Annotated in this window: 22 protein-coding genes; 16 read left to right on the top strand and 6 right to left on the bottom strand. The window is 69.2% G+C overall.

Translation table 11 applies throughout. The annotated features are described in order from the left end of the window. Positions 1 to 54 precede the first annotated feature (54 nt). Positions 55 to 924, top strand: a complete 870-nt coding sequence (gene atpG, locus U4Z64_RS09190) for an ATP synthase F1 subunit gamma (protein WP_321798890.1) — start codon at positions 55 to 57, stop codon at positions 922 to 924. 11 nt (positions 925 to 935) lie between these two features. Next, on the top strand, positions 936 to 1,397 hold the full coding sequence (atpC, locus tag U4Z64_RS09185) for an ATP synthase F1 subunit epsilon (protein WP_044847595.1): 462 nt from the start codon (positions 936 to 938) through the stop codon (positions 1,395 to 1,397). Between the two features lie 47 nt (positions 1,398 to 1,444). Here atpC and U4Z64_RS09180 read toward each other — a convergent pair whose 3' ends face one another. The 3 genes from U4Z64_RS09180 to U4Z64_RS09170 all read right to left on the bottom strand — a co-directional run bounded on the left by U4Z64_RS09180 (position 1,445) and on the right by U4Z64_RS09170 (position 2,653). Further along, positions 1,445 to 1,663 (bottom strand): DUF1653 domain-containing protein, encoded by a 219-nt coding sequence (locus tag U4Z64_RS09180; protein ID WP_006751720.1) that lies wholly within the window; start codon positions 1,661 to 1,663, stop codon positions 1,445 to 1,447. 55 nt (positions 1,664 to 1,718) lie between these two features. Then, positions 1,719 to 2,162, bottom strand: coding sequence for a GNAT family N-acetyltransferase (locus U4Z64_RS09175; protein ID WP_044847594.1), 444 nt, complete (start codon positions 2,160 to 2,162; stop codon positions 1,719 to 1,721). 110 nt (positions 2,163 to 2,272) lie between these two features. Further along, complete coding sequence (locus U4Z64_RS09170) at positions 2,273 to 2,653, bottom strand: DUF4087 domain-containing protein (RefSeq protein ID WP_207671168.1); 381 nt, start codon at positions 2,651 to 2,653, stop codon at positions 2,273 to 2,275. A gap of 226 nt (positions 2,654 to 2,879) precedes the next feature. On the opposite strand from U4Z64_RS09170, the gene U4Z64_RS09165 reads away from it, so the two are divergent. Together U4Z64_RS09165 and U4Z64_RS09160 are read left to right on the top strand one after the other, a co-directional pair. After that, complete coding sequence (locus U4Z64_RS09165; protein WP_321798885.1) at positions 2,880 to 3,503, top strand: HAD hydrolase-like protein; 624 nt, start codon at positions 2,880 to 2,882, stop codon at positions 3,501 to 3,503. A 387-nt stretch (positions 3,504 to 3,890) separates the two neighbouring features. Continuing rightward, positions 3,891 to 4,463: a DUF4142 domain-containing protein gene (locus U4Z64_RS09160; RefSeq protein ID WP_321819777.1), complete on the top strand. Its 573-nt coding sequence runs from the start codon at positions 3,891 to 3,893 to the stop codon at positions 4,461 to 4,463. Positions 4,464 to 4,561: 98 nt separating this feature from the next. On the opposite strand, the gene U4Z64_RS09155 is transcribed toward U4Z64_RS09160, so the two are convergent. Further along, complete coding sequence (locus tag U4Z64_RS09155; protein ID WP_321819776.1) at positions 4,562 to 5,161, bottom strand: GNAT family protein; 600 nt, start codon at positions 5,159 to 5,161, stop codon at positions 4,562 to 4,564. A 75-nt stretch (positions 5,162 to 5,236) separates the two neighbouring features. Further along, on the bottom strand, positions 5,237 to 6,151 hold the full coding sequence (locus U4Z64_RS09150) for a LysR family transcriptional regulator (RefSeq protein WP_044847589.1): 915 nt from the start codon (positions 6,149 to 6,151) through the stop codon (positions 5,237 to 5,239). Positions 6,152 to 6,260: 109 nt separating this feature from the next. Between U4Z64_RS09150 and lysA the strand changes: the two genes are divergently transcribed. From lysA to U4Z64_RS09125, 5 genes are all read left to right on the top strand, one after another. After that, entirely contained in the window at positions 6,261 to 7,499 is a 1,239-nt protein-coding gene (gene lysA, locus U4Z64_RS09145) for a diaminopimelate decarboxylase (RefSeq protein ID WP_321819775.1), read from the top strand. A 352-nt stretch (positions 7,500 to 7,851) separates the two neighbouring features. Further along, positions 7,852 to 8,460 (top strand): ribosome-inactivating family protein, encoded by a 609-nt coding sequence (locus U4Z64_RS09140; RefSeq protein WP_321819774.1) that lies wholly within the window; start codon positions 7,852 to 7,854, stop codon positions 8,458 to 8,460. Between the two features lie 20 nt (positions 8,461 to 8,480). Continuing rightward, positions 8,481 to 9,122 carry a hypothetical protein gene (locus U4Z64_RS09135; protein ID WP_321819773.1) on the top strand — a complete coding sequence of 214 codons (642 nt, stop codon included), beginning with the start codon at positions 8,481 to 8,483 and terminating at the stop codon, positions 9,120 to 9,122. Between the two features lie 59 nt (positions 9,123 to 9,181). Then, a complete protein-coding gene (locus U4Z64_RS09130; RefSeq protein ID WP_321819772.1) occupies positions 9,182 to 10,300 on the top strand; it encodes a hypothetical protein in 1,119 nt (372 codons plus the stop codon). Position 10,301: 1 nt separating this feature from the next. Next, on the top strand, positions 10,302 to 11,366 hold the full coding sequence (locus U4Z64_RS09125; RefSeq protein ID WP_321819771.1) for a hypothetical protein: 1,065 nt from the start codon (positions 10,302 to 10,304) through the stop codon (positions 11,364 to 11,366). A gap of 101 nt (positions 11,367 to 11,467) precedes the next feature. Here U4Z64_RS09125 and U4Z64_RS09120 read toward each other — a convergent pair whose 3' ends face one another. Beyond that, positions 11,468 to 12,151 carry a helix-turn-helix transcriptional regulator gene (locus tag U4Z64_RS09120; RefSeq protein ID WP_044847586.1) on the bottom strand — a complete coding sequence of 228 codons (684 nt, stop codon included), beginning with the start codon at positions 12,149 to 12,151 and terminating at the stop codon, positions 11,468 to 11,470. 283 nt (positions 12,152 to 12,434) lie between these two features. On the opposite strand from U4Z64_RS09120, the gene U4Z64_RS09115 reads away from it, so the two are divergent. The 7 genes from U4Z64_RS09115 (at position 12,435) to U4Z64_RS09085 (ending at position 17,803) form a co-directional block, all read left to right on the top strand. Further along, positions 12,435 to 13,127 (top strand): DUF2589 domain-containing protein, encoded by a 693-nt coding sequence (locus U4Z64_RS09115; RefSeq protein WP_124485342.1) that lies wholly within the window; start codon positions 12,435 to 12,437, stop codon positions 13,125 to 13,127. Positions 13,128 to 13,142: 15 nt separating this feature from the next. Continuing rightward, complete coding sequence (locus U4Z64_RS09110; protein ID WP_321819770.1) at positions 13,143 to 14,120, top strand: DUF2589 domain-containing protein; 978 nt, start codon at positions 13,143 to 13,145, stop codon at positions 14,118 to 14,120. Further along, positions 14,104 to 14,550 carry a lysozyme gene (locus U4Z64_RS09105; RefSeq protein ID WP_044848970.1) on the top strand — a complete coding sequence of 149 codons (447 nt, stop codon included), beginning with the start codon at positions 14,104 to 14,106 and terminating at the stop codon, positions 14,548 to 14,550. Before U4Z64_RS09110 ends, U4Z64_RS09105 begins: the two co-directional genes overlap by 17 nt. A 166-nt stretch (positions 14,551 to 14,716) precedes the next feature. Continuing rightward, the gene (locus U4Z64_RS09100) at positions 14,717 to 15,859 is read left to right on the top strand and encodes a poly(3-hydroxybutyrate) depolymerase (RefSeq protein ID WP_321819769.1); all 1,143 of its coding nucleotides are present in this window, start codon (positions 14,717 to 14,719) and stop codon (positions 15,857 to 15,859) included. Positions 15,860 to 15,914: 55 nt separating this feature from the next. Continuing rightward, positions 15,915 to 16,457: a hypothetical protein gene (locus U4Z64_RS09095; RefSeq protein WP_044848968.1), complete on the top strand. Its 543-nt coding sequence runs from the start codon at positions 15,915 to 15,917 to the stop codon at positions 16,455 to 16,457. Beyond that, a complete protein-coding gene (locus U4Z64_RS09090; protein WP_044848967.1) occupies positions 16,454 to 17,074 on the top strand; it encodes a hypothetical protein in 621 nt (206 codons plus the stop codon). Before U4Z64_RS09095 ends, U4Z64_RS09090 begins: the two co-directional genes overlap by 4 nt. A gap of 111 nt (positions 17,075 to 17,185) precedes the next feature. Further along, a complete protein-coding gene (locus tag U4Z64_RS09085) occupies positions 17,186 to 17,803 on the top strand; it encodes a hypothetical protein (protein ID WP_044848966.1) in 618 nt (205 codons plus the stop codon). The last annotated feature ends 4 nt before the right edge of the window (positions 17,804 to 17,807 follow it).

The following is a 17,807-nucleotide window of genomic DNA, read 5'->3' as shown; positions in this document are numbered from 1 at the left end:
ATCGCGTCGCCACAGCGCACCGGCGACACCGGGCGACCTGCCTCCCCGCCTCACATGCACATCCGCGAAATCCGCTCGAAGATCAGCAGTACCTCGTCCACGCGCAAGATCACGAAGGCGATGGAAATGATGGCCCGCACCAAGATGGCGGGCGCGCAGCGGCGGGCACGCGATTTCCGGCCCTATGCGGCGCGCATCCGGGAGATGGCCGAGCGCGTGCTGCGCGACCGGTCCGGCCACGTCTCCGCGCTGATGGCGAGACGCACGCCCGTGCGCCGCGTCGGCCTGATCGTCGTCAGCACCGATCGCGGGCTGTGCGGCCCGCTCAATACGCGGCTGCTGGTCGAATGCGTGGATGCGCTCGAACGCTGGAACCGCGCCGGCGTCGCGTGCGAACTCAGCGTGATCGGCGCACGCGGCATTGCGCCGCTGATGCGCCACGGCGCGACCATCACCGCCCGCGCCAGCGGCCTCGCCGCCGCGCCGCACTTCGAGCAGCTGCTCGGCGCGCTGCTCGTGCCGCTCACCGCGTTCGTCAACGGCGAACTGGACGAACTGCACATCGCGTACAACCAGTTGACGAGCCCGCTCGCGTATTCGCCGCGCATCGACGCGGTGCTGCCGCTCACCGGCCTCGACACCGGCACGCCGCCCGGCGACACCGCGACATCCGACTATCTGTACGAGCCCGCACCGAAACCGGCCGTGGATACCTTGCTGCTGCGCTACGTCGAGGCGACGCTCTACCAGGCCGTCGTCGAGAATTACGCGTGCGAGCAGTGCGCGCGGATGTTCAGCATGCAGACCGCGACGGAGAACGCCGATCGCGTGCTGCGCGAGCTGCGGCACCTGTATCAGAAGACGCGCCAGGCGCAGATCACCACCGAGCTGTGCGAGATCGTCGCCGGCGCGGCGGCGGTTTGAAGGAGGCACGCATGCCGACGTCGATGAAGCTCGACATCCTCAGCGTGGAAGACGTGCTGTATTCGGGCGACGCACATTTCGTCGTCGTGCCCGGAGAAAGCGGCGAGCTGGGCATCTACCCGCATCACGCGCCGCTGCTCACGCGGCTGCGGCCCGGCGTCGTGACGCTCGTTGCCGCACCGGGCGGCGAACACCGCCGGCTGCTCGTCGCGGGCGGCCTGCTGGAAGTCAGCCGCGACGGCGTGACGCTGATTGCCGACCACGCACTGCGCACGCCCGAACTCGACGACCTGCGCGCACGCGAAGCACGGCATGCGGCGGACGAGTGGCGCCGGCGCTTCGCGCACGACAACCGGCGCGCCTTCGATTTCGCATCGGCGCGTGCGGAGTTGATGGACGAAATCCGGCGCTTCTTCGCGCTGGCGATGCACCGGGAGTCCGCGCCGCGCGACACGCCGGGCGCCGCCGGCTAGGCCGGGCGCTGGAACCGCTCGTCGTGCGGTCGACGGGCGCGCTCAGTTCAGTCGCGCAGCTTGCGAAAACGCGGCGTGCCGTCCGGCAGGTTCTCGTTGAACATTGCTTCCGGCCGCACCCACAAGCCGCGCGCATGCGGCCACAGATGCTCGTACACGACCACCGACTCCTCGGTTTCGGAATGACGGGCGACGCCGATGTAGCGATACAGCCCGCCCTTGTAGTGACGATGCGTGGCGAGCTGTTCGGCTTCCTGTTCGGTCATGATCTGCTTCCCTTCGGCAAAAACGAAAGCGCGTATTGTATGCGCTCGCCGCGCGTCAGCGTTTCGCGTAGATATCGGGGCGGCGGATTTCCATCAGCCGCTCGGGATTCGCGGACGGCCCGAAGCCGACCGGCCGGTACAGTTCGTGCGCGTCGGTCGTCACGAGCATGATGCGGCGCAGGCCCTGCACCATCGGCTGCGCGAATACGTGGTCGATCAGCGCGCGGCCATAGCCGTTGCCGCGCTCGGCCGGCAAGACGAATACGTCGCACAGGTAGGCGAACGTCGCGTGGTCGGTCACGAGCCGCGCGAACCCGACGAGCCGGTCGCCCACATACGCGCCGAAGCACAGCGAGCCGTCGATCGCGCGCTCGACGACGTCGCGCGGAATGCCCTGCGACCAGTACGCATCGCGGTGCAGGAAATCGAAGATCGCGTCGATGTCGAGCTCGCGCTTGTCGGTGGAAAATCTCAGCGGGGCGGGGGTGGCTGCGGGCACGTCGGCTCTCCGGTCGGCTCGGGGTGGAGCAGCAACGATAGCGCGGCGCGGGGTGGGCGACAAGCGATGCCGCCGATTCACGATCGCGTCGCTCCCACCAACCTGCCCCCTTACGGCGCCGGCAACGCCCGATCGGCCTTGCAACGCTTCAGCGGCAGCGGCCGGGCCGCCACGATCCGCGTGACCTCGCGGGTGCGCGGGTCGATTTCCAGGTCGAGGCACGCGCAGCCGTAACCGTGCATCCCCGCATTGGTGACGACCCAGCCGCGCGTCGACATGTCCGGCATCTCGTCGAGGCCCGGCACCGGCGGGCTGCCCTGGGTCGACAGCGTCCAGCTGTTGTCCTTGTCGACGAGCCACCAGTTGGCCGGCGTCGGATTCTCGAGCCATCCGCAGCGCTTCTCCGCGGCGGCGGCCGCGGGCGTCGCGGACGTCAACGCGACGAACACACCAAGCATCCACATCGCGGAACGGGCACGGGCGATTTTCATTTCAGGGAAGTCCAGACGAAGGAAACGGGGGGAAACGATAGCGTCGACAGCATACCGGGCTTTCACGCCCGTTATGTCATGCACCGCGTTTCGCGGGCGGCATTCCGGTCGATGCAAGGAAGCTGTCCAACGCTCCCGCTTCGCTACGGCCCCAACCGCTCGCGCGGGCCACGCGGCCCGATTCGGTGATATCGTCACCGGCTCGATCAACTCGCGGCATCGCTTCATGCCTTATCGACTCATCGCGTTCGACTTCGACGGCACCCTCGCCGATTCGCTCGACTGCTTTCTCGCGGCGCTCACGGAGGCATCGCGCCTGCACGGCTTTCGCGACGCGACGCCCGAGCTGCGCCCGGCGCTGCGCGGCATGTCGGCACGCGAGATCATCCGCGCGCTCGAGGTGCCGATGTGGAAAGTGCCGCGCGTGACGCTCGACATGCGCCGGCTGATGCGGCCGCGCATCGCGCACGTGACGCTGTTCCCCGGCGTCGACGCGACCTTCGACGCGCTCGCCGCACGCGGCATCCGCATCGCGATCGCGACGTCGAACACCGAGGACATCGTGCGCGACCGGCTCGGCCCGCACGCGAGCCGCTGCGTCGACACGTTCGCGTGCGGCATTCCGCTGTTCGGCAAGGCGCGCCGGCTGCGCGCGCTCGTGCGCGAAGCGGGCATGCAGCCCGACGACGTGCTGTATGTCGGCGACGAGATCCGCGATGCCGAAGCGGCGCGCCGCGCGCGTATCGCATTCCAAGGCGTCGCATGGGGTTACACGGCGCCCGACGCGCTGCAGGCGCATTGCGCGACGCCGTTGCTGCCGCGTCTCGACGCATTGCTCGATCGCGTGTGAGGACGCCGTACGAATCGCGCGCTCGATTCGACGGATCGCGAAACAATCCGCCCGCACGACGATGAAACGTCGATGACATGCGCGCGCATTGCAGCGATCGCATGCACGTCGCGCACGCAAAAATTGCCGCCACGATGCACGCAACAGGTACGCCCTACCTGGCCGCGCGCGCACCCATCGTTTCGTCTTACCAACCGTTACACAAACCACAGCGCGGTTGCACCTGCTACCTGAGCGCTCTCCTAGAATCAGTCGGGCCGGGAAACACTTCGAACGCCGCCGCGGCAGAGCGGCGATCGAGCCCGGCCCGGGCGCGCCCGGTCTCTCGCACAGCTGCGGATCACGCGATCCGTCCGTTAATCAGAGCCCCGATAGAAAGGAGGTCCCATGAACCGCTTTCCCCAAGTCTCGCGCCTTGCATTGTCTGCCGCTAGCCTGCTTCTCGTCGCCGTGACGGCGACCGCGCAAACCGCGCAACCGGCGCCGTCCGCACCGGCCGCCGCCACGCAGACGCGCATCCACGAAGCCGACCAGGCCTTCATCAACGACGGCACGAAAACCGTATCGACCCAGCACGACGCCGCACGCATCGCCGATTCGCGCACGTCGGACAGCCAGGTGAAGGCGTTCGCGCAACGCGTGTCGACCGACGATGAGAAGATCATCCAGGCGATGCGCGCGGCCAGCCCGCGCGGCGTCGACGTGCCGGCCAACGATCCCGACACGGCCGTGCTGGACAGCATCAAGACCCTGCGCGGCGCGGAATTCGACAAGGCGTATATCGAGCAGGTCGCGCTCGCCGGCCAGCAGAAGACGATCTCGGCATTCCAGGCCGAAATCGCGTCGGGCCGCGACACGAAGCTGAAGGAAGTCGCACGCCAGGCGCTGCCGATCCTGCAGGCGCACTACGCGGCCGCGCAGAAGCTCGCGCAGCGTCATCACCTCGCATCGGCGCAGTAACGCGCCGCCACGCCGCGCATCGCGCGCGGCACGCCGCTTCCCCCCTCGTCGCGTCGCCGCCCCCTCTCCGGCGGCGCGACGCCTGCGGCTCCTTCGCGTCAGGTCGCGAGCTTCGCCCGCAACCGCTCGCGCACCTCCGGCCATTCGTCGTCGATGATGCTGAAGCGCACCGAATTGCGCTTGCGGCCATCGGGCATGATCCGCTCGTGACGCACGATCCCTTCCTGCTGCGCACCGAGCCGCAGAACCGCCGCGCGTGACTTCTCGTTCAGCTCGTCGGTCGTGAACTGCACGCGCACACAGTGCAGCGTATCGAACGCATACGCGAGCAGCAGCCATTTCGCTTCGGTATTCGCGCGCGTGCGCTGCGCCGATGCGCTCAGCCACGTATGACCGATCTCGAGCTTGCGGTTCTTGCGGTCGATCTTCCAGAAGCGCGTGCTGCCGATCACGCGGCCCGACGCACGCTCGACGATCACGAACGGCATCACGGTGCCGGCCGCGCGGCCTTGCAGCGCTGTGTCGAGATAGGCGTCGACCGTCTCCTCGCCCGGCACGACCGTGACCTTCAGGTTCCACAGCTCGCCGTCCGCCGCCGCATCGAGCAAAGCCTGCCGGTCGGATGCTTCGAGCGGCCGCAGCGCGATGCGCGCGCCGGTGAGCGTCGGTTGTTCGAGGGAAGATGCAGCATCGGTCATGACGGGTTCCGTTTCCGTGAAGATGACGAAGAGGAGCAGGCTGCGCGCAGCGAAACGCCCATCATACGGCGATCGTCAGCCGGGCAGCGCGGCGAGCCGCTCGCGAATCGCCTGCGCTTCGCCACGCAGCGCTTCGGCGAATGCGTCGACGAGCAGGCTCTTCGGCCGGTGCTCGGGCACGATCACGCTGACGCGGTAGGGAAACGAGCGCGTGAGCGGCCGCACGTGCAGGTCGCGCCCGACGAAATCGAGCGCGGTCAGCGGATTGACGATCGCGGCGCCCAGCCCCTGCCGCACGAACGCGCACACCGACACGGCCGACGGCGTCTCGACCACCGAACGCGGCGCGACACCGAGCTGCGCGAACGCCTCGTCGATCAGGATCCGGTACGGGTCGTTCAGCGACAGGCTCACGAACGGGCGATCGGCGAGATCCGCGAGATCGATCGCGCGCTGCGCGAGCAGCGGATGGCCGTCCGGCAGCACGCACACCTCGTCGACTTCGAGCAGCGGCGTGAGCACGGTGCCGGCCGGCGCGACGTCGTGCTCGGTCAGCCCGAGATCGTAGCGCTGCGCGGTCAGCCACTCCTCGAGCACCGGCGACTCCTGCGTCGCAACCGACACGCTGACGCCCGCATGCGCGTCGTGAAAGCGCCGGCATGCGCCGGGCAGGATCGCGTGCGAAAACGCCGGCAGCGCGATCACCGACAACTGGCCGTCGCGAAACTCGCGCAGCCGCGCGGCCGTCGCCGCGACGCGCTCGAGCCCCACATACGCGAGCCGCACGTCGTCGAACAGCGTGAGCGCGGCCATCGTCGGCCGCAGCCGGCCATGCGAGCGCTCGAACAGCGCGAAGCCGACCACCTGTTCCATCCGCGCGAGCTCGCGGCTGATCGTGGGCTGCGACGTATAGAGCATCTCGGCCGCGCGCGTCGTGCTGCCGGTAACCATCAGCGCGCGGAAGACCTCGATGTGCCGGTGTGTGAGCATGGCCGCCTATATCAGAAATGAATCGAATGTCGACAAACAGGCATTTTACTGTATAGCCATTCAGGCGCATCATTCACGCTGTCCGTTCATTCGATCCGATTCATCCGCCATGTCCCTCGATTCCCGCCAGCTCGCGACGCTCGCGCAGCAATACGGCACCCCGCTGTGGGTGTACGACGCCGACGTCATCCGCGACCGCATCGCCCAACTGCGCCAGTTCGACGTGATCCGCTATGCGCAGAAGGCGAACTCGAACCTGCATATCCTGAAGCTGATGCGCGAGGAAGGCGCGTGCGTCGACGCCGTGTCGCTCGGCGAGATCGAGCGCAGCCTCGCGGCCGGGTTCAGTCCGGCGGGCGAGCCGGAAGGCGTCGTGTTCACGGCCGACCTGATCGACCGTCCGACGCTCGCGGCCGTGCTGAAGCACGGCGTGACCGTGAACGCCGGCTCGCTCGACATGCTCGCACGCGTCGGCGAGCATGCGCCCGGCCATCGCGTGTGGCTGCGCGTGAATCCCGGCTTCGGCCACGGCCACAGCAACAAGACCAACACCGGCGGCCCGCAGAGCAAGCACGGGATCTGGATCGACGACGTGCCGCGCGCGATCGAGATCGTGCGCCAGTACGGGCTGAAGCTGGTCGGCATCCACATGCATATCGGCTCGGGCGTCGACTACGGCCACCTGTCGCAGGTGTGCGATGCGATGGTCGACCTCGTCACGTCGCTCGGCCACGACATCGAAGCGATCTCCGCCGGCGGCGGGCTGTCGATTCCGTATCGCGACGGCGAGCCGCGCGTCGACGTCGGTCACTACTTCAGCCAGTGGGATGCCGCGCGCAAGCGGATCGAACGGCATCTCGGCCACGCGGTGCGCATCGAGATCGAACCGGGCCGCTTCCTCGTCGCCGAGGCCGGCACGCTCGTCACCGAAGTGCAGGCCGTGAACCGCCGTCCGAAGCACGACTTCGTGCTGATCGACGCGGGCTTCAACGACCTGATGCGTCCGTCGATGTACGGCAGCTACCACGCGGTGTCCGTCCACACGCAGGACGGCGCGCTGCCGGCCGGCCGGCCGCTCGTCGACATCGCGATCGCGGGGCCGCTGTGCGAGTCCGGCGACGTGTTCACGCAGGACGCGGGCGGCGTGGTCACGCACCGCAAGCTCGCGCAGCCGCAGATCGGCGACCTGCTGTTCCTGCACGATGCGGGCGCCTACGGCGCGTCGATGTCCTCGAACTACAACAGCCGGCCGCTCGCGCCGGAAGTGCTCGTCGATCGCGGCACGCCGCGGCTGATCCGCCGCCGGCAAACGATCGACGAACTGCTCGCGCTCGAAACGTTCGGGTAACACGCGTTCGGCGGCAGTCACGCCAACGGCCAGGTTTGCCGCTACCGGCAAATCTGGCCGTTGTGCTTTTCGGCGCGCGGCGGTCATGCCGCCCGGCAACGCATGAAACACGCCGCCGAAGTCGCCGATCTTCCACACGCGGTCGCCTCGCCCCTTCTCCCCTTCGCCACCTGCGCCGAACAAATCCGACACCCGCTTCCCGGGTGTTCGGTCACACCCCGGCCAATGACTTCTGCCGCATTGTTCGCCCGCCGCGCGCCGCGCACAGTGGCCGCACGGCAGCGCATTCGCTTCGACCCGCGCGCCGTCTCGACGGCCGAGCAACGCCGGGTTATCTGCAGGAGCGAACATCGTGCAACTTCGACTCACCACCGGCCGTGACTACCAGGACGACCTCACTGCGCTGCGCGACGCGATCCGCCAGAACGGCACGCGCGCGACGCGGCAAGCCGTCGACGTCGTGATCGGCGACGACACCGGCGCGCCGCGCGTGTCGCTGTTGTTGAACCTCGCGTGGCAAGCCGCGAAGAACGGCCCAGCCGTCGACGCGTCGCTGTACACGCTCGGCTTCGTCAGCCAGGGCGGCACCTTCGTATTCGACATCCGACCGTTTCCGGGCGGCACGCCGGCCGGCGCGACAGCGCTCGGCGGCGACGGTTCGTACGGCTGGCTCGGCTACGCGACCGATCCATTGCCGACGATCAATCCGAGCAACCTCCATCAGGCCGTGTGGACGCTGTCGAAACTCAAGCCGGCGGACGCGTCGAAGCCCGCACCGTTCAAGCCCGATCTCACACGGCTCGTGATCGCGTTGTCCGAGGCGCTGCGCTTCGCGCGCACCGAGCATGCGATCGCCGGCCTGCTCGACGGCACGCTCGCGACCTACGCGCCGAACGACGATCGCACGGCCTGCTTCAACAACTGGGCGGCGAAGGGTTTCCCGCTCGGCGAGCCGGCCTGATGCCGGCGAAGGAGCCACTCATGTCTGGACTCGACTTCAACGCGTCGCTGCGCTGGGAAGCGTTCGTACTGGGCCTGATCGCGAATGCCGGCGATACGCCGCGCGCGGGCAAGCAGCAGACCGGCTGCGCACTGCCGATGTACGTGATTCCGTTCGCGCGGCTCGACGCGCCGCCCGAGCTGCGGGCGCTGATGTCCGAAATCGCCACGTCCGCGCGCGTCGTCGATCGCGGCACGCCCGGGCGCCACATCGGCGGCGACGTGCTCGGCGCGATGCGGCAGATCCACCAGAACGTGCCGCGCTACCTGCCGACCTTCACCTACGGCACGGCGACGGACCCGTTCGCCGGGCTCACCGAGCGCGCGAAGCTGTACGAACGCCATGCGGCCACGTTCAAGGCGAATTCGAACGGTCGCGGCGGCGGCGCGCAAACGACCGGCTACGTCGAATACACCGCCGGCACGAATGCGCTGTTCCGCGGCGGCAATCGCGCGCGCATCGCGTTCGACTACGTGTTCGGCCGCCTGTACTTCTCGCCGATCCATTACGAAGCCTGGGTGCCCGGCACGCTCGATCCGGGGCCCGGACAGACCGTCGCCAAGGTCATCGACGGGCCGTACGCGAACCCGTGGTTCTGGATCACTGACATCACGTCCGTTTGAAGCCGCGGCGGTGCGGCCTGAAGCGCCGCGCCGCCATCATCAAGGAAGAGGAAACCATCATGAAACAGCCAGTCCGAATCGTTTCCGTGCGCTATTCATGCGACTGCAAACCCCTGCGTGCGCCCGACGAAGCGCTCGATGCGTATGCAGCGCGCGTGCAGGGGGTCTTGTTCAATCACCTGAACGGTGCGCTGTCGAGCGCGTTCGAAGCCGTGCGGCGCGACGCGAAAGACGACGATGCACGCCGCGTCACGTTCGTCACCGCGCCCGAGTTCTACTGGAACGTGCCGTGGGACGCGCTGAACGACGTCGACGAACTCCATGCGATCGTCGACTTGCAGCTCGATCCCGTGCGGCGCGCGATCGGCGCGGTCGCCGATCGCTTTCCGGTGGATCAGTACGGGCCGATCGTGTTCCTGCCCGGTACCGTCGCGATGCTCGTCAAGCACGAGACGGCGGCCGACGTGCCCGATGACGGCGCGTTCGTCGGGCCGTACGTGTCGCTGAATTTCACGTTCGCGACGACCAATTTCCTGCCGCCGCTCGCGCGCGGCGCAGGGGGCGATGGTGACGGCGACGACGACGGAACGCGCCGCGCGGCGATCTGGCCGAAGCGGCATACGTCGTGGATCGACTACGGCGACTCGGTCGATGCGCTCGAGACGCCGCTCGCCCACACGTTCCAGCTCGGCGACGGCACGCTGGTCGAGGTGCTGAAGAAGAGCGACGTGTCGCCGCAAAGCGCGACGGCCGACGCGCCGCCGTCGTCGCCGTATCAGGGCCCGCGCCTGTCGGACAGCTTCGACAATCGGCTCGGCGAAGCGCCGCCGTTCGGCATCGACATCTGCCTCGACTTCCTCGAATGGCGCGAGTATCCCGGCAACGACGTCAAGCCGCCGCATCTCGACGACGGCGCGCTCGTGCTCGACTTCGTGCTGTCGTACGGCGTGAATCCGACCGATGACGCGTTCGACGTGCCCGACTCGCTGCAATACATCGCGCACAACGACGGCCGCCGCCACAAGGAAGTCGTCGTGTTCGCGGTCGACCGCACGCAGACGCACTGGCAGCGGGTCGCCGAAGCGCCGTGCGTGCGCCACCTGTCGAGCGCGGAACGCGAACGCGTCGCAATCCACGCGTTCGACGTGGACGTGCCGGATGCGGACGGCGCACCGTGACATGGGCGCCCCGCGCTTCGGGCGCTGGCGCGCGCGGCCGGCGCTGCAGGAGCCGCCACGCGCGCCGGACGATCTCGCCGCGCAGCTGTGCGACGAATGCGAGGCGATGGCGCGCTACGCGCTCCATCACGGGCTGCCGATCGAGCCCGAACTCGTCGCGCGGCTCGCGGCGCTGATCGCGGCCGCCGCTTCGTCCAACCCGGCGTCCAACCCGGCGCCGGGCGCGTCGACCACCACGCCGCTGGCGCCCGCGCAGCAGCACGCGCTCGCGGCGATCCACCGCAAGCTCGCGACGCTCGTCGCGCCCGCGACGCCACAGGCCGTCACGCTGCTCGACATGCACCGGCGCCAGGCGCACCCGTTCGCGTGGCTCGGCCCGGTGCCGCTGATCCGGCTGCTGACCGGGTCGGCGCTCGGTTTCCTGCTCGCGGTCGTGCTGACGAGCCTGTCGCCGCATGTGTCGGGCGAGAACATCGAGCGCGGCTTCCTGCAATCCAACGGCGTGCAGCTGCTGTGGAACACCACCTTCCTGCTGTGCTGCGCGGGGCTCGGCGCGTCGTTCGCGACGCTGTTCCAGGCGCACCACTACGTCGCCGCGTCGACCTACGATCCGAAATACGACGCATCGTATGGCGCGCGGCTGATTCTCGGCGTGATCGCCGGCCTGATCATCGTCCAGATGCTGCCGGCCCAGTTGTTCGCGCAGGGCAGCATGCACAACTTCGGGCGGCCGGCGCTCGCGATGCTCGGCGGCTTCTCGGCGACGGCCGTGCATCGCGTGCTGCAAAGGCTCGTCGAGACGCTCGAGACGCTGGTGCAGGGCGACCGCTCGACCGACGTCGGCGCGGCGCTCGCCGCGAATCGCGCGCGCGCCGCCAGCGAACGCGCGCAGTGGCAGGGCGAACTGGCGGCCAACCTGCTCGATCTGCAGCAATCGCTCGACGGCGCGGCATCCGCCGAGGCCGTCCGCGCGCGGCTCGCCGAATTCACGCGTGCGATGCTCGCGGCCCACCCCGCGCCGTCGGCCGCGGACGATCCGCTTCCGCCCGACGCGCCCCGGCAGTAGCGCGACGCGGCGCGGGCGCACCGTTGCCGCCGCAGCGCGAAACCCGCCTTCGCCCGCGGCACGCTCGCGTGCCGGCCCGATCGGTGCGCCCGTCGCACGCATCAGCCGGGCGAATGGCACGCCGGCGCGAACGTGAATCCGGCCGGCTCGGCCGGAACGTGGCGCGCGAGCCACAATGCGGCCTCCGTCCGGTTGCTCACGCCGATCTGGCGGAACAACGCGTACAGATGGTTCTTGATCGTGCCCTCCGCGACATTCAGTACACGGCAGATCTGCTTGTTCGACTTGCCTTCGGCCAGCAGCCGCAGCACCTCGCGCTGGCGCGGCGTGAGGCGCTCGAATGCGCGATCGTCGCCGGCCGGCACGCCGCCCGGGGGCGCCTGCGTCGCGCCGCCGTCGTTCGGCGGCACGTAGATCGCGCCGGCCGCGACGCGGCCGAGCGCATCCGCGAATTCGTCGGCGCTCGCGTGCCGGTCGATGATGCCGGCCGCCCCCGCCAGCAGCGCATCGGCAATCGTGCGGCGGCACACGGCGGCCACCACGCACAGCCACGGCGCGCCGGCGAACGTCTCGTTCAGTACGCTCGGCCAGCTCGGCCGCGCGGCGTGCTCGCCGCATTCGATCGTGATCGCCTCGACCGTCCCGGGCAGCAACGCGTCGCGCAAGCGCAAGACGTCCTCGGGACGGCGGGCCGACCACACATGCCAGTCGACATCGCGTTTACACAGTACGTCCGCCACGCCCGCGACGAATAACGGCGGGCTATCGATCATCAGAACGTTCATTGCGCGGTTTCCTCGAAATCGGGATGCTCGGTTTAGGATTTTTTGCTTCCCTACCCGGCGTTTTTTTTACCGCTGTTTTACGCACCGCGCACTAGGCCCGTCGCTCCGTGACGAATGGCCTAATTCGTCCACGCCGCGCCCCGCCGCGCATACCGATGCCCGCCGCGCGCCGGCCCGGGCCGCCGGACGTGACGGACGTCATATTTGGTAAACGTCTTCAATTTCCTAATGTGAATAACGACAGCGAATTTCCGTTGTCTTCAACACGAAGAGGAGTTTATTCATGGACGCGAATTTCATTGGCTCGGTGATTAACGCTTTACCCATGGACCAAATGATCGCCGGCCCGTTAAAGGCGATGATCAGCGCGCAGACGCAGGCTGCAAAGAGCTACGCGGATTTCCTGATGCAGGTCTGCATCCAGGGCGGCAAGGCCGTGGCCGTCCAGTTCGACTACGACGAGACGCTGGTGGACGAAAGCGGCGTGTCGAAAGGCGTCGTGCAGAAGACGATGCGCATCCCGCTGCTCGCGGCGATCGTCCATCCGATCATCGCGATCGAGGAAGGCACGATCGACTTCGAGATGGAGATCACGCAGTCGGAGAAGTCGTCGTCGTCGACCGAGGCCGGCGGCGAATTCCAGGCGAAGTTCGGCTGGGGGCCGATCAGCGTCAGCGTGTCCGGGCGCGTGTCGCACAAGGCGGAGCAGACGCGCAGCACCGACACGCGCGCAAAATACTCGATCCATACGCAGGTGAAGCGCCAGTCGCCGCCCGAAGCGCTGATGCGCGTGATCGACTTCCTGACCGAGGCCGCGACCAAGCCGGTCGTCACCGAAGGCAACGCGAAGGACGTGAAGCCGCTGCCGGCGACGCCGACCGACGGCAAGCTGGTCGGCGACGCGTCGGGTGCCGGCGGCAAGGCGGCCGCGCCGGCCGGAGCCGATGCGGGCGCCCAGCAGCCGGCGCACGCGTAAGCGCGCGGACCGGCCATGTTCAGGCTCTTCAGACGGTCGCGCCGCGCGGGCGGCGGCGGGCACGACGACGCGGATGCGCGTCCGGGCGGCGGCACTGCCCGGCAGGAACCGGACGGGCCGGTCCCGCCGCCGGCCGGGGCGGTGGCGGGCCGTAGCGGCGCGGTCGCCGGCGCGGGCCCGGACGCGGTCGCCGGCACGGGCGGCGCGGTGCCGGCGGCGGCAGGCGTCGATCCGCCGCGCCACGCGACGCCCGGTTCCGCCGGCTGGCCGGCCGGCGCCGCGTCGGGCGTGAATGATGCCCCGGCCGCCGCGGCCGGCGCATCGACCGGCGGCTTGCCGCCCGCTGCGCCTGTCTCGCCCGCTGCGCCTGTCTCGCCCGCTTCGCCGACACCACCCGCTTCGCCGACGCCACCCGCGCCGCCCACGCCGCCGCCCGGCGCCCCGGCCGACGACGAACGCCCGCCGCCGCGCGGCATCGCGCTCGACGAGATCGCACGCGGGATGCAGCACGCGGCCGCCGCCGCGAACCAGCTACTCGCGCACCAGTACACCGCCGTGCTCGACCAGTTCTTCGATCTGCGCGACGACGGCCTGCTCGCGCCGCGCGAGGTCACGGTCGCACTCGACGCGGAGCACACGATGCCGGTGCCGCTCGTCGCGCTCGCCACGCCGCGCGGGCTCGCGCTCGACCGGATGGTCGTGCACCTGACCGTGCGCGGCGACTTCACCGAGGCGCTGCCGGCCGGCGGCATCTCGGGCAACGACGACCAGCGCGGCCGCTTCTACGTGACGTTCGCGCCGCGCTCGGAGAAGAAGGACGCCGCGCCGGGCAGTGCGCGGCAGCGCGACACCGAGCACATCGACATCGAAATGCAGTTCGCGGCGCTGCCGCCGCCCGAAGCGATCATGCGCGTGATCGACGAATACACGCATCGCCTGGTGCCGCGCGCACGGCCGGGCGGCAAGGAGAACGACGATGGCGAACCAGCCTGAACGCACCGGCGAGCAAGGCATCGCGCTGATCAAGCAGTTCGAGGGGCTGCGGCTCGCGCGCTATCTCGACGCGGTCGGCAAGCCGACGATCGGCTACGGGCACCTGATCCTGCCGAACGAGCGCTTCACGCGCCCGCTGACGCCGGCCGAAGCGGAGGCGCTGCTGCGGCATGACCTTCGCGGCGCCGAGCTGAACCTGCGCAAGCTGTTGCGCGTGCCGGTCACGCAGCAGCAGTTCGATGCGCTGATGTCGTTCGTCTTCAACCTCGGCGCCGGACGGCTGCGCTCGTCGACGTTGCTGCGCTACCTGAACGCCGGCGCGAGCGCGCGGGCGGCCGACCAGTTCCTCGTCTGGAACAAGGCCGGCGGCAAGCCGCTCGCGGGCCTCACGAAGCGCCGCCGGGCCGAGCGCGCGCTGTTTCTGTCGTGAGCGCCGTGACGCCGCACCGGCCGAACGTCACGGGTCGCCGTGCGTGTCGTTCGCGCCATTTCGCATGTCGTCGGCTGCCCGTAAGCTGAAACCGTCGCTGAAGTCTTGCTGCATCCGTACCGTTACAACCCTTGTCATTCACCACTCGTCACGACAGGAGCCCCGCATGAACGTCACCCGCTCGCCCGGCCGCAAGACGCTGCCCCGCACCGCCGCCTCGCACGTAGTGCGCCGCGCGCTGGGCGCCGCTTGCGCCGCCGTCACCGCCACCGTTACCGTTGCCGTCGCCGCCCTGGCTGCGCTCGCGCCGCACGCCGCGCTCGCCGCCCCCGCCGATCCGCTTCCCGCATACGGCGCCGACCTGCAGCGCACGTCGGTGTCGGGGCTGTCGTCCGGCGGCTTCATGGCCGCGCAGTTCGACGTCGCGTTCTCGAGCCGGCTGATCGGCGCGGGCATCGTCGCGGGCGGGCCGTTCTATTGCGCGGGCGTGAACGCGCTGATCCCGCCGGCGGTGGCCGCGACCACGCTGTGCATGCAGCCGATCGGCCCTGCGCCCTCCGCGGCCGACGCATGGCGCGCCGCGCGCACGTTCGCGCAGCGCGACGAGATCGACGATCCGGCCAACCTGCGCGGCCAACGCATCTACGTGTTCAGCGGGGCGAAGGATACGGTGGTGTTCACGCGCGTCGTCGACCAGACCGCGCGCTTCTACACGCTCGCGCAGGTTCCGGCCGCGAACCTTCAGTATCGCCGATCGCCGGACGCCGGGCATGCGTTCATCACGAACCGCCCCGAGGACAACGCGTGCAGTGCGAACGCGAGCCCGTATATCGACAACTGCGGCTTCCAGCAGGCGCACGACATCGTGCGCTGGATCTACGGCACGCCCGACAAGCCGCTCAACGCGCCCGCCGCGCAGGCTGGCGGCAAGCTGCTGGCGTTCGACCAGCGCGCGTTCGATCCGCAGCGCCGCGCGTCGCTCGGCGATACGGGCTACGCGTACGTGCCGGCCGATTGCGAACGCGCGACCTGCGCGGTCCACGTCGTCTTCCACGGCTGCGTGCAGAACGTCGCGACCGTCGGTGAGCGGATGATTCGCGGCGTCGGCTACAACGAGATCGCCGACACGAACCGGCTGATCGTGCTGTATCCGCAGGTCGAGAAATCGGCCGTCAATCCGCTCGGCTGCTGGGATTTCTGGGGTTATACGAGCACCGATCCGCTCCAACCCGGCTTCTACCGCCGCGACGCGCCGCAGATGGCCGCCGTGATGCAGATGGTGCAGCGCCTCGGCGCCGCGCGTCGGTAATCCGCGTAGCGGCTGCCGTCGCGCCGTCATCGCTCCTTCTTCACGAGGAATCGCCATGTTCTCCACGTTCATCGCCCAATGGGAACGCGCGCACGCCGACGCGCTCCAGCTGTTCGGCAAGCTCGCCGCGCAGACGACCGGCACCGGCGGCACGTCCGCCAGCCCCGCGTGGCGCGCGTTCGCGCACACCGCGCTGCTCGCCGGCCATCGCTACACGGATGCATGCCAGGCCGCGACCGACGCACTGTGGCGCGGCCAGCTCGAACGGTTCGGGCTCGGCAGTTCGGCCGCCGCGGTCAAGGAGCTGGCGGCCCTGAATGCGGATCTCGCGACGCGCTTCACACAGAGCCACCTCCAGCACGCGGGCGCGATGGCCGACGCGGCCGCGCAATACCTCGACGATCTCGGCCGCACGCGCGGCCCGGCCGATGCCGCGATGGCGCTCGGGCGCTTCGCCGGCGACCTGCAGGCGCAGGCGCGTGCGCATGCGCTGCACGTCGCGTCGCTCGCGAACGGCGTCGCGCCCGCGCTCGCGCAGTGGGCCGACCGCACGCTGCGCGACGAACGCGGCACGCCGGATGAGGAGCAAGCATCATGAACATCAAGCTCCGCTTCGTGAACCGCTCGAACGACTGCGGCAACAGCGAGGTCGTGCTGTTCCAGCGCGACGTGATCCCCGATCTGGATACGTTCGCGATCGCGTGGAAGGTGATCCGTTATTGCGGACGCGACTGCTTCCATCCGTTCGACTACTCGACCGACATCGACGTCGCGCTCGGCGACGAGCACGGCAACTTCTCGCCGCGCGTCACGGCGCCCGCCGGCGTGCGCTTCGTGATCGACGCGCAGCCGACCGGACGCGGCCGGCTCGTGCCCGACCCGGCCGACGCACCGGGCGGCGACATCGAAATCGTCAATCGGCTGCGGCGCGGCGCCGTGAACGTCAACGCGTTCAGCGCGGGCCGGCTGATCGCGGTGAAGGAAGCGGTCGCACCCGGGCAGAAGGCGGTATTCCGCTTCACGCCGACGCTGTGGATCGGCGTGGCGTCGCAGGTACAGGAAAGCCGCGCACTGCACGCGGCGGTGATGTCGAGCGCGAACACGATGCTGCCGCTGGCGGGCGTCGCCGCGGCCGACATCGTGATGACGGGCGGCGGCACCGGCACCGACGCGCAGCCGTTCGCGTTCGCGCTCGAACACATCGTGCGCGCGTAGTGCCGCCCGACATGGCTTGAACCGGCTTGACGGCACGGCTTCTCGGCCGGGCCGGCGGGAAAGGTGTGCGGCAGACCGACTGCCGTTTTTTCAAACTCAAGGAGCAACGACGTGGATATCCAACTGAACCTGATCAACCGCTCGAACGACGCCAACAACTCGAGCGTCGTGATCTTCCAGAAGAACGTGGCGACCGACTTCGACGAACTCGCGATCGCGTGGAAGGTGATCCGCAATTGTGGCCAGGGCGACAACCATCCGTTCAAGTTCCCGATGACGATGAGCGTGAGCGCGAGCGACAGCTGGGGCAACTACATGCCGCAGCAGGTCGCGGCGAACGGCCAGGTGTTCCAGGTCGTGCGCTCCAGCTCGGGCGACGTGCTGCAGCTCGGCGGCGACCCGGGCGCGAGCTCCGAGGTGCAGGTGCGCAACGACCTGCCGGCTGGTGCGATCAACGCGACGATCTACAAGGACGGCAACGCGCTCGCGCGCAAGACCTCCGTCGCGCCGGGCCAGAAGGCGGTGTTCCAGTTCAAGCCGACGATCTGGATCGGTGTCGCGTCGCAGATCGAACAGGGCGCGCTGATGAATTCCGCGGTGATCTCCGACATCAACACGGAACTGTCGCTGCTCGGCATCGCGAGCGCCGACATCGTGATGACCGGCGGCGGCCCCGGCCCGCGCTCGACGCCGTTCACGTTCCGGCTGGAAAACGTGGTGATGGCGTAACGGT

It is taken from the genome of Burkholderia sp. BCC1996 (genome assembly GCF_905339955.1).
Classification (GTDB): Bacteria; Pseudomonadota; Gammaproteobacteria; order Burkholderiales; family Burkholderiaceae; genus Burkholderia.
Note: the sequence above shows the minus strand (reverse complement) of the source record. Positions and strands in the feature narration are given on the sequence as shown.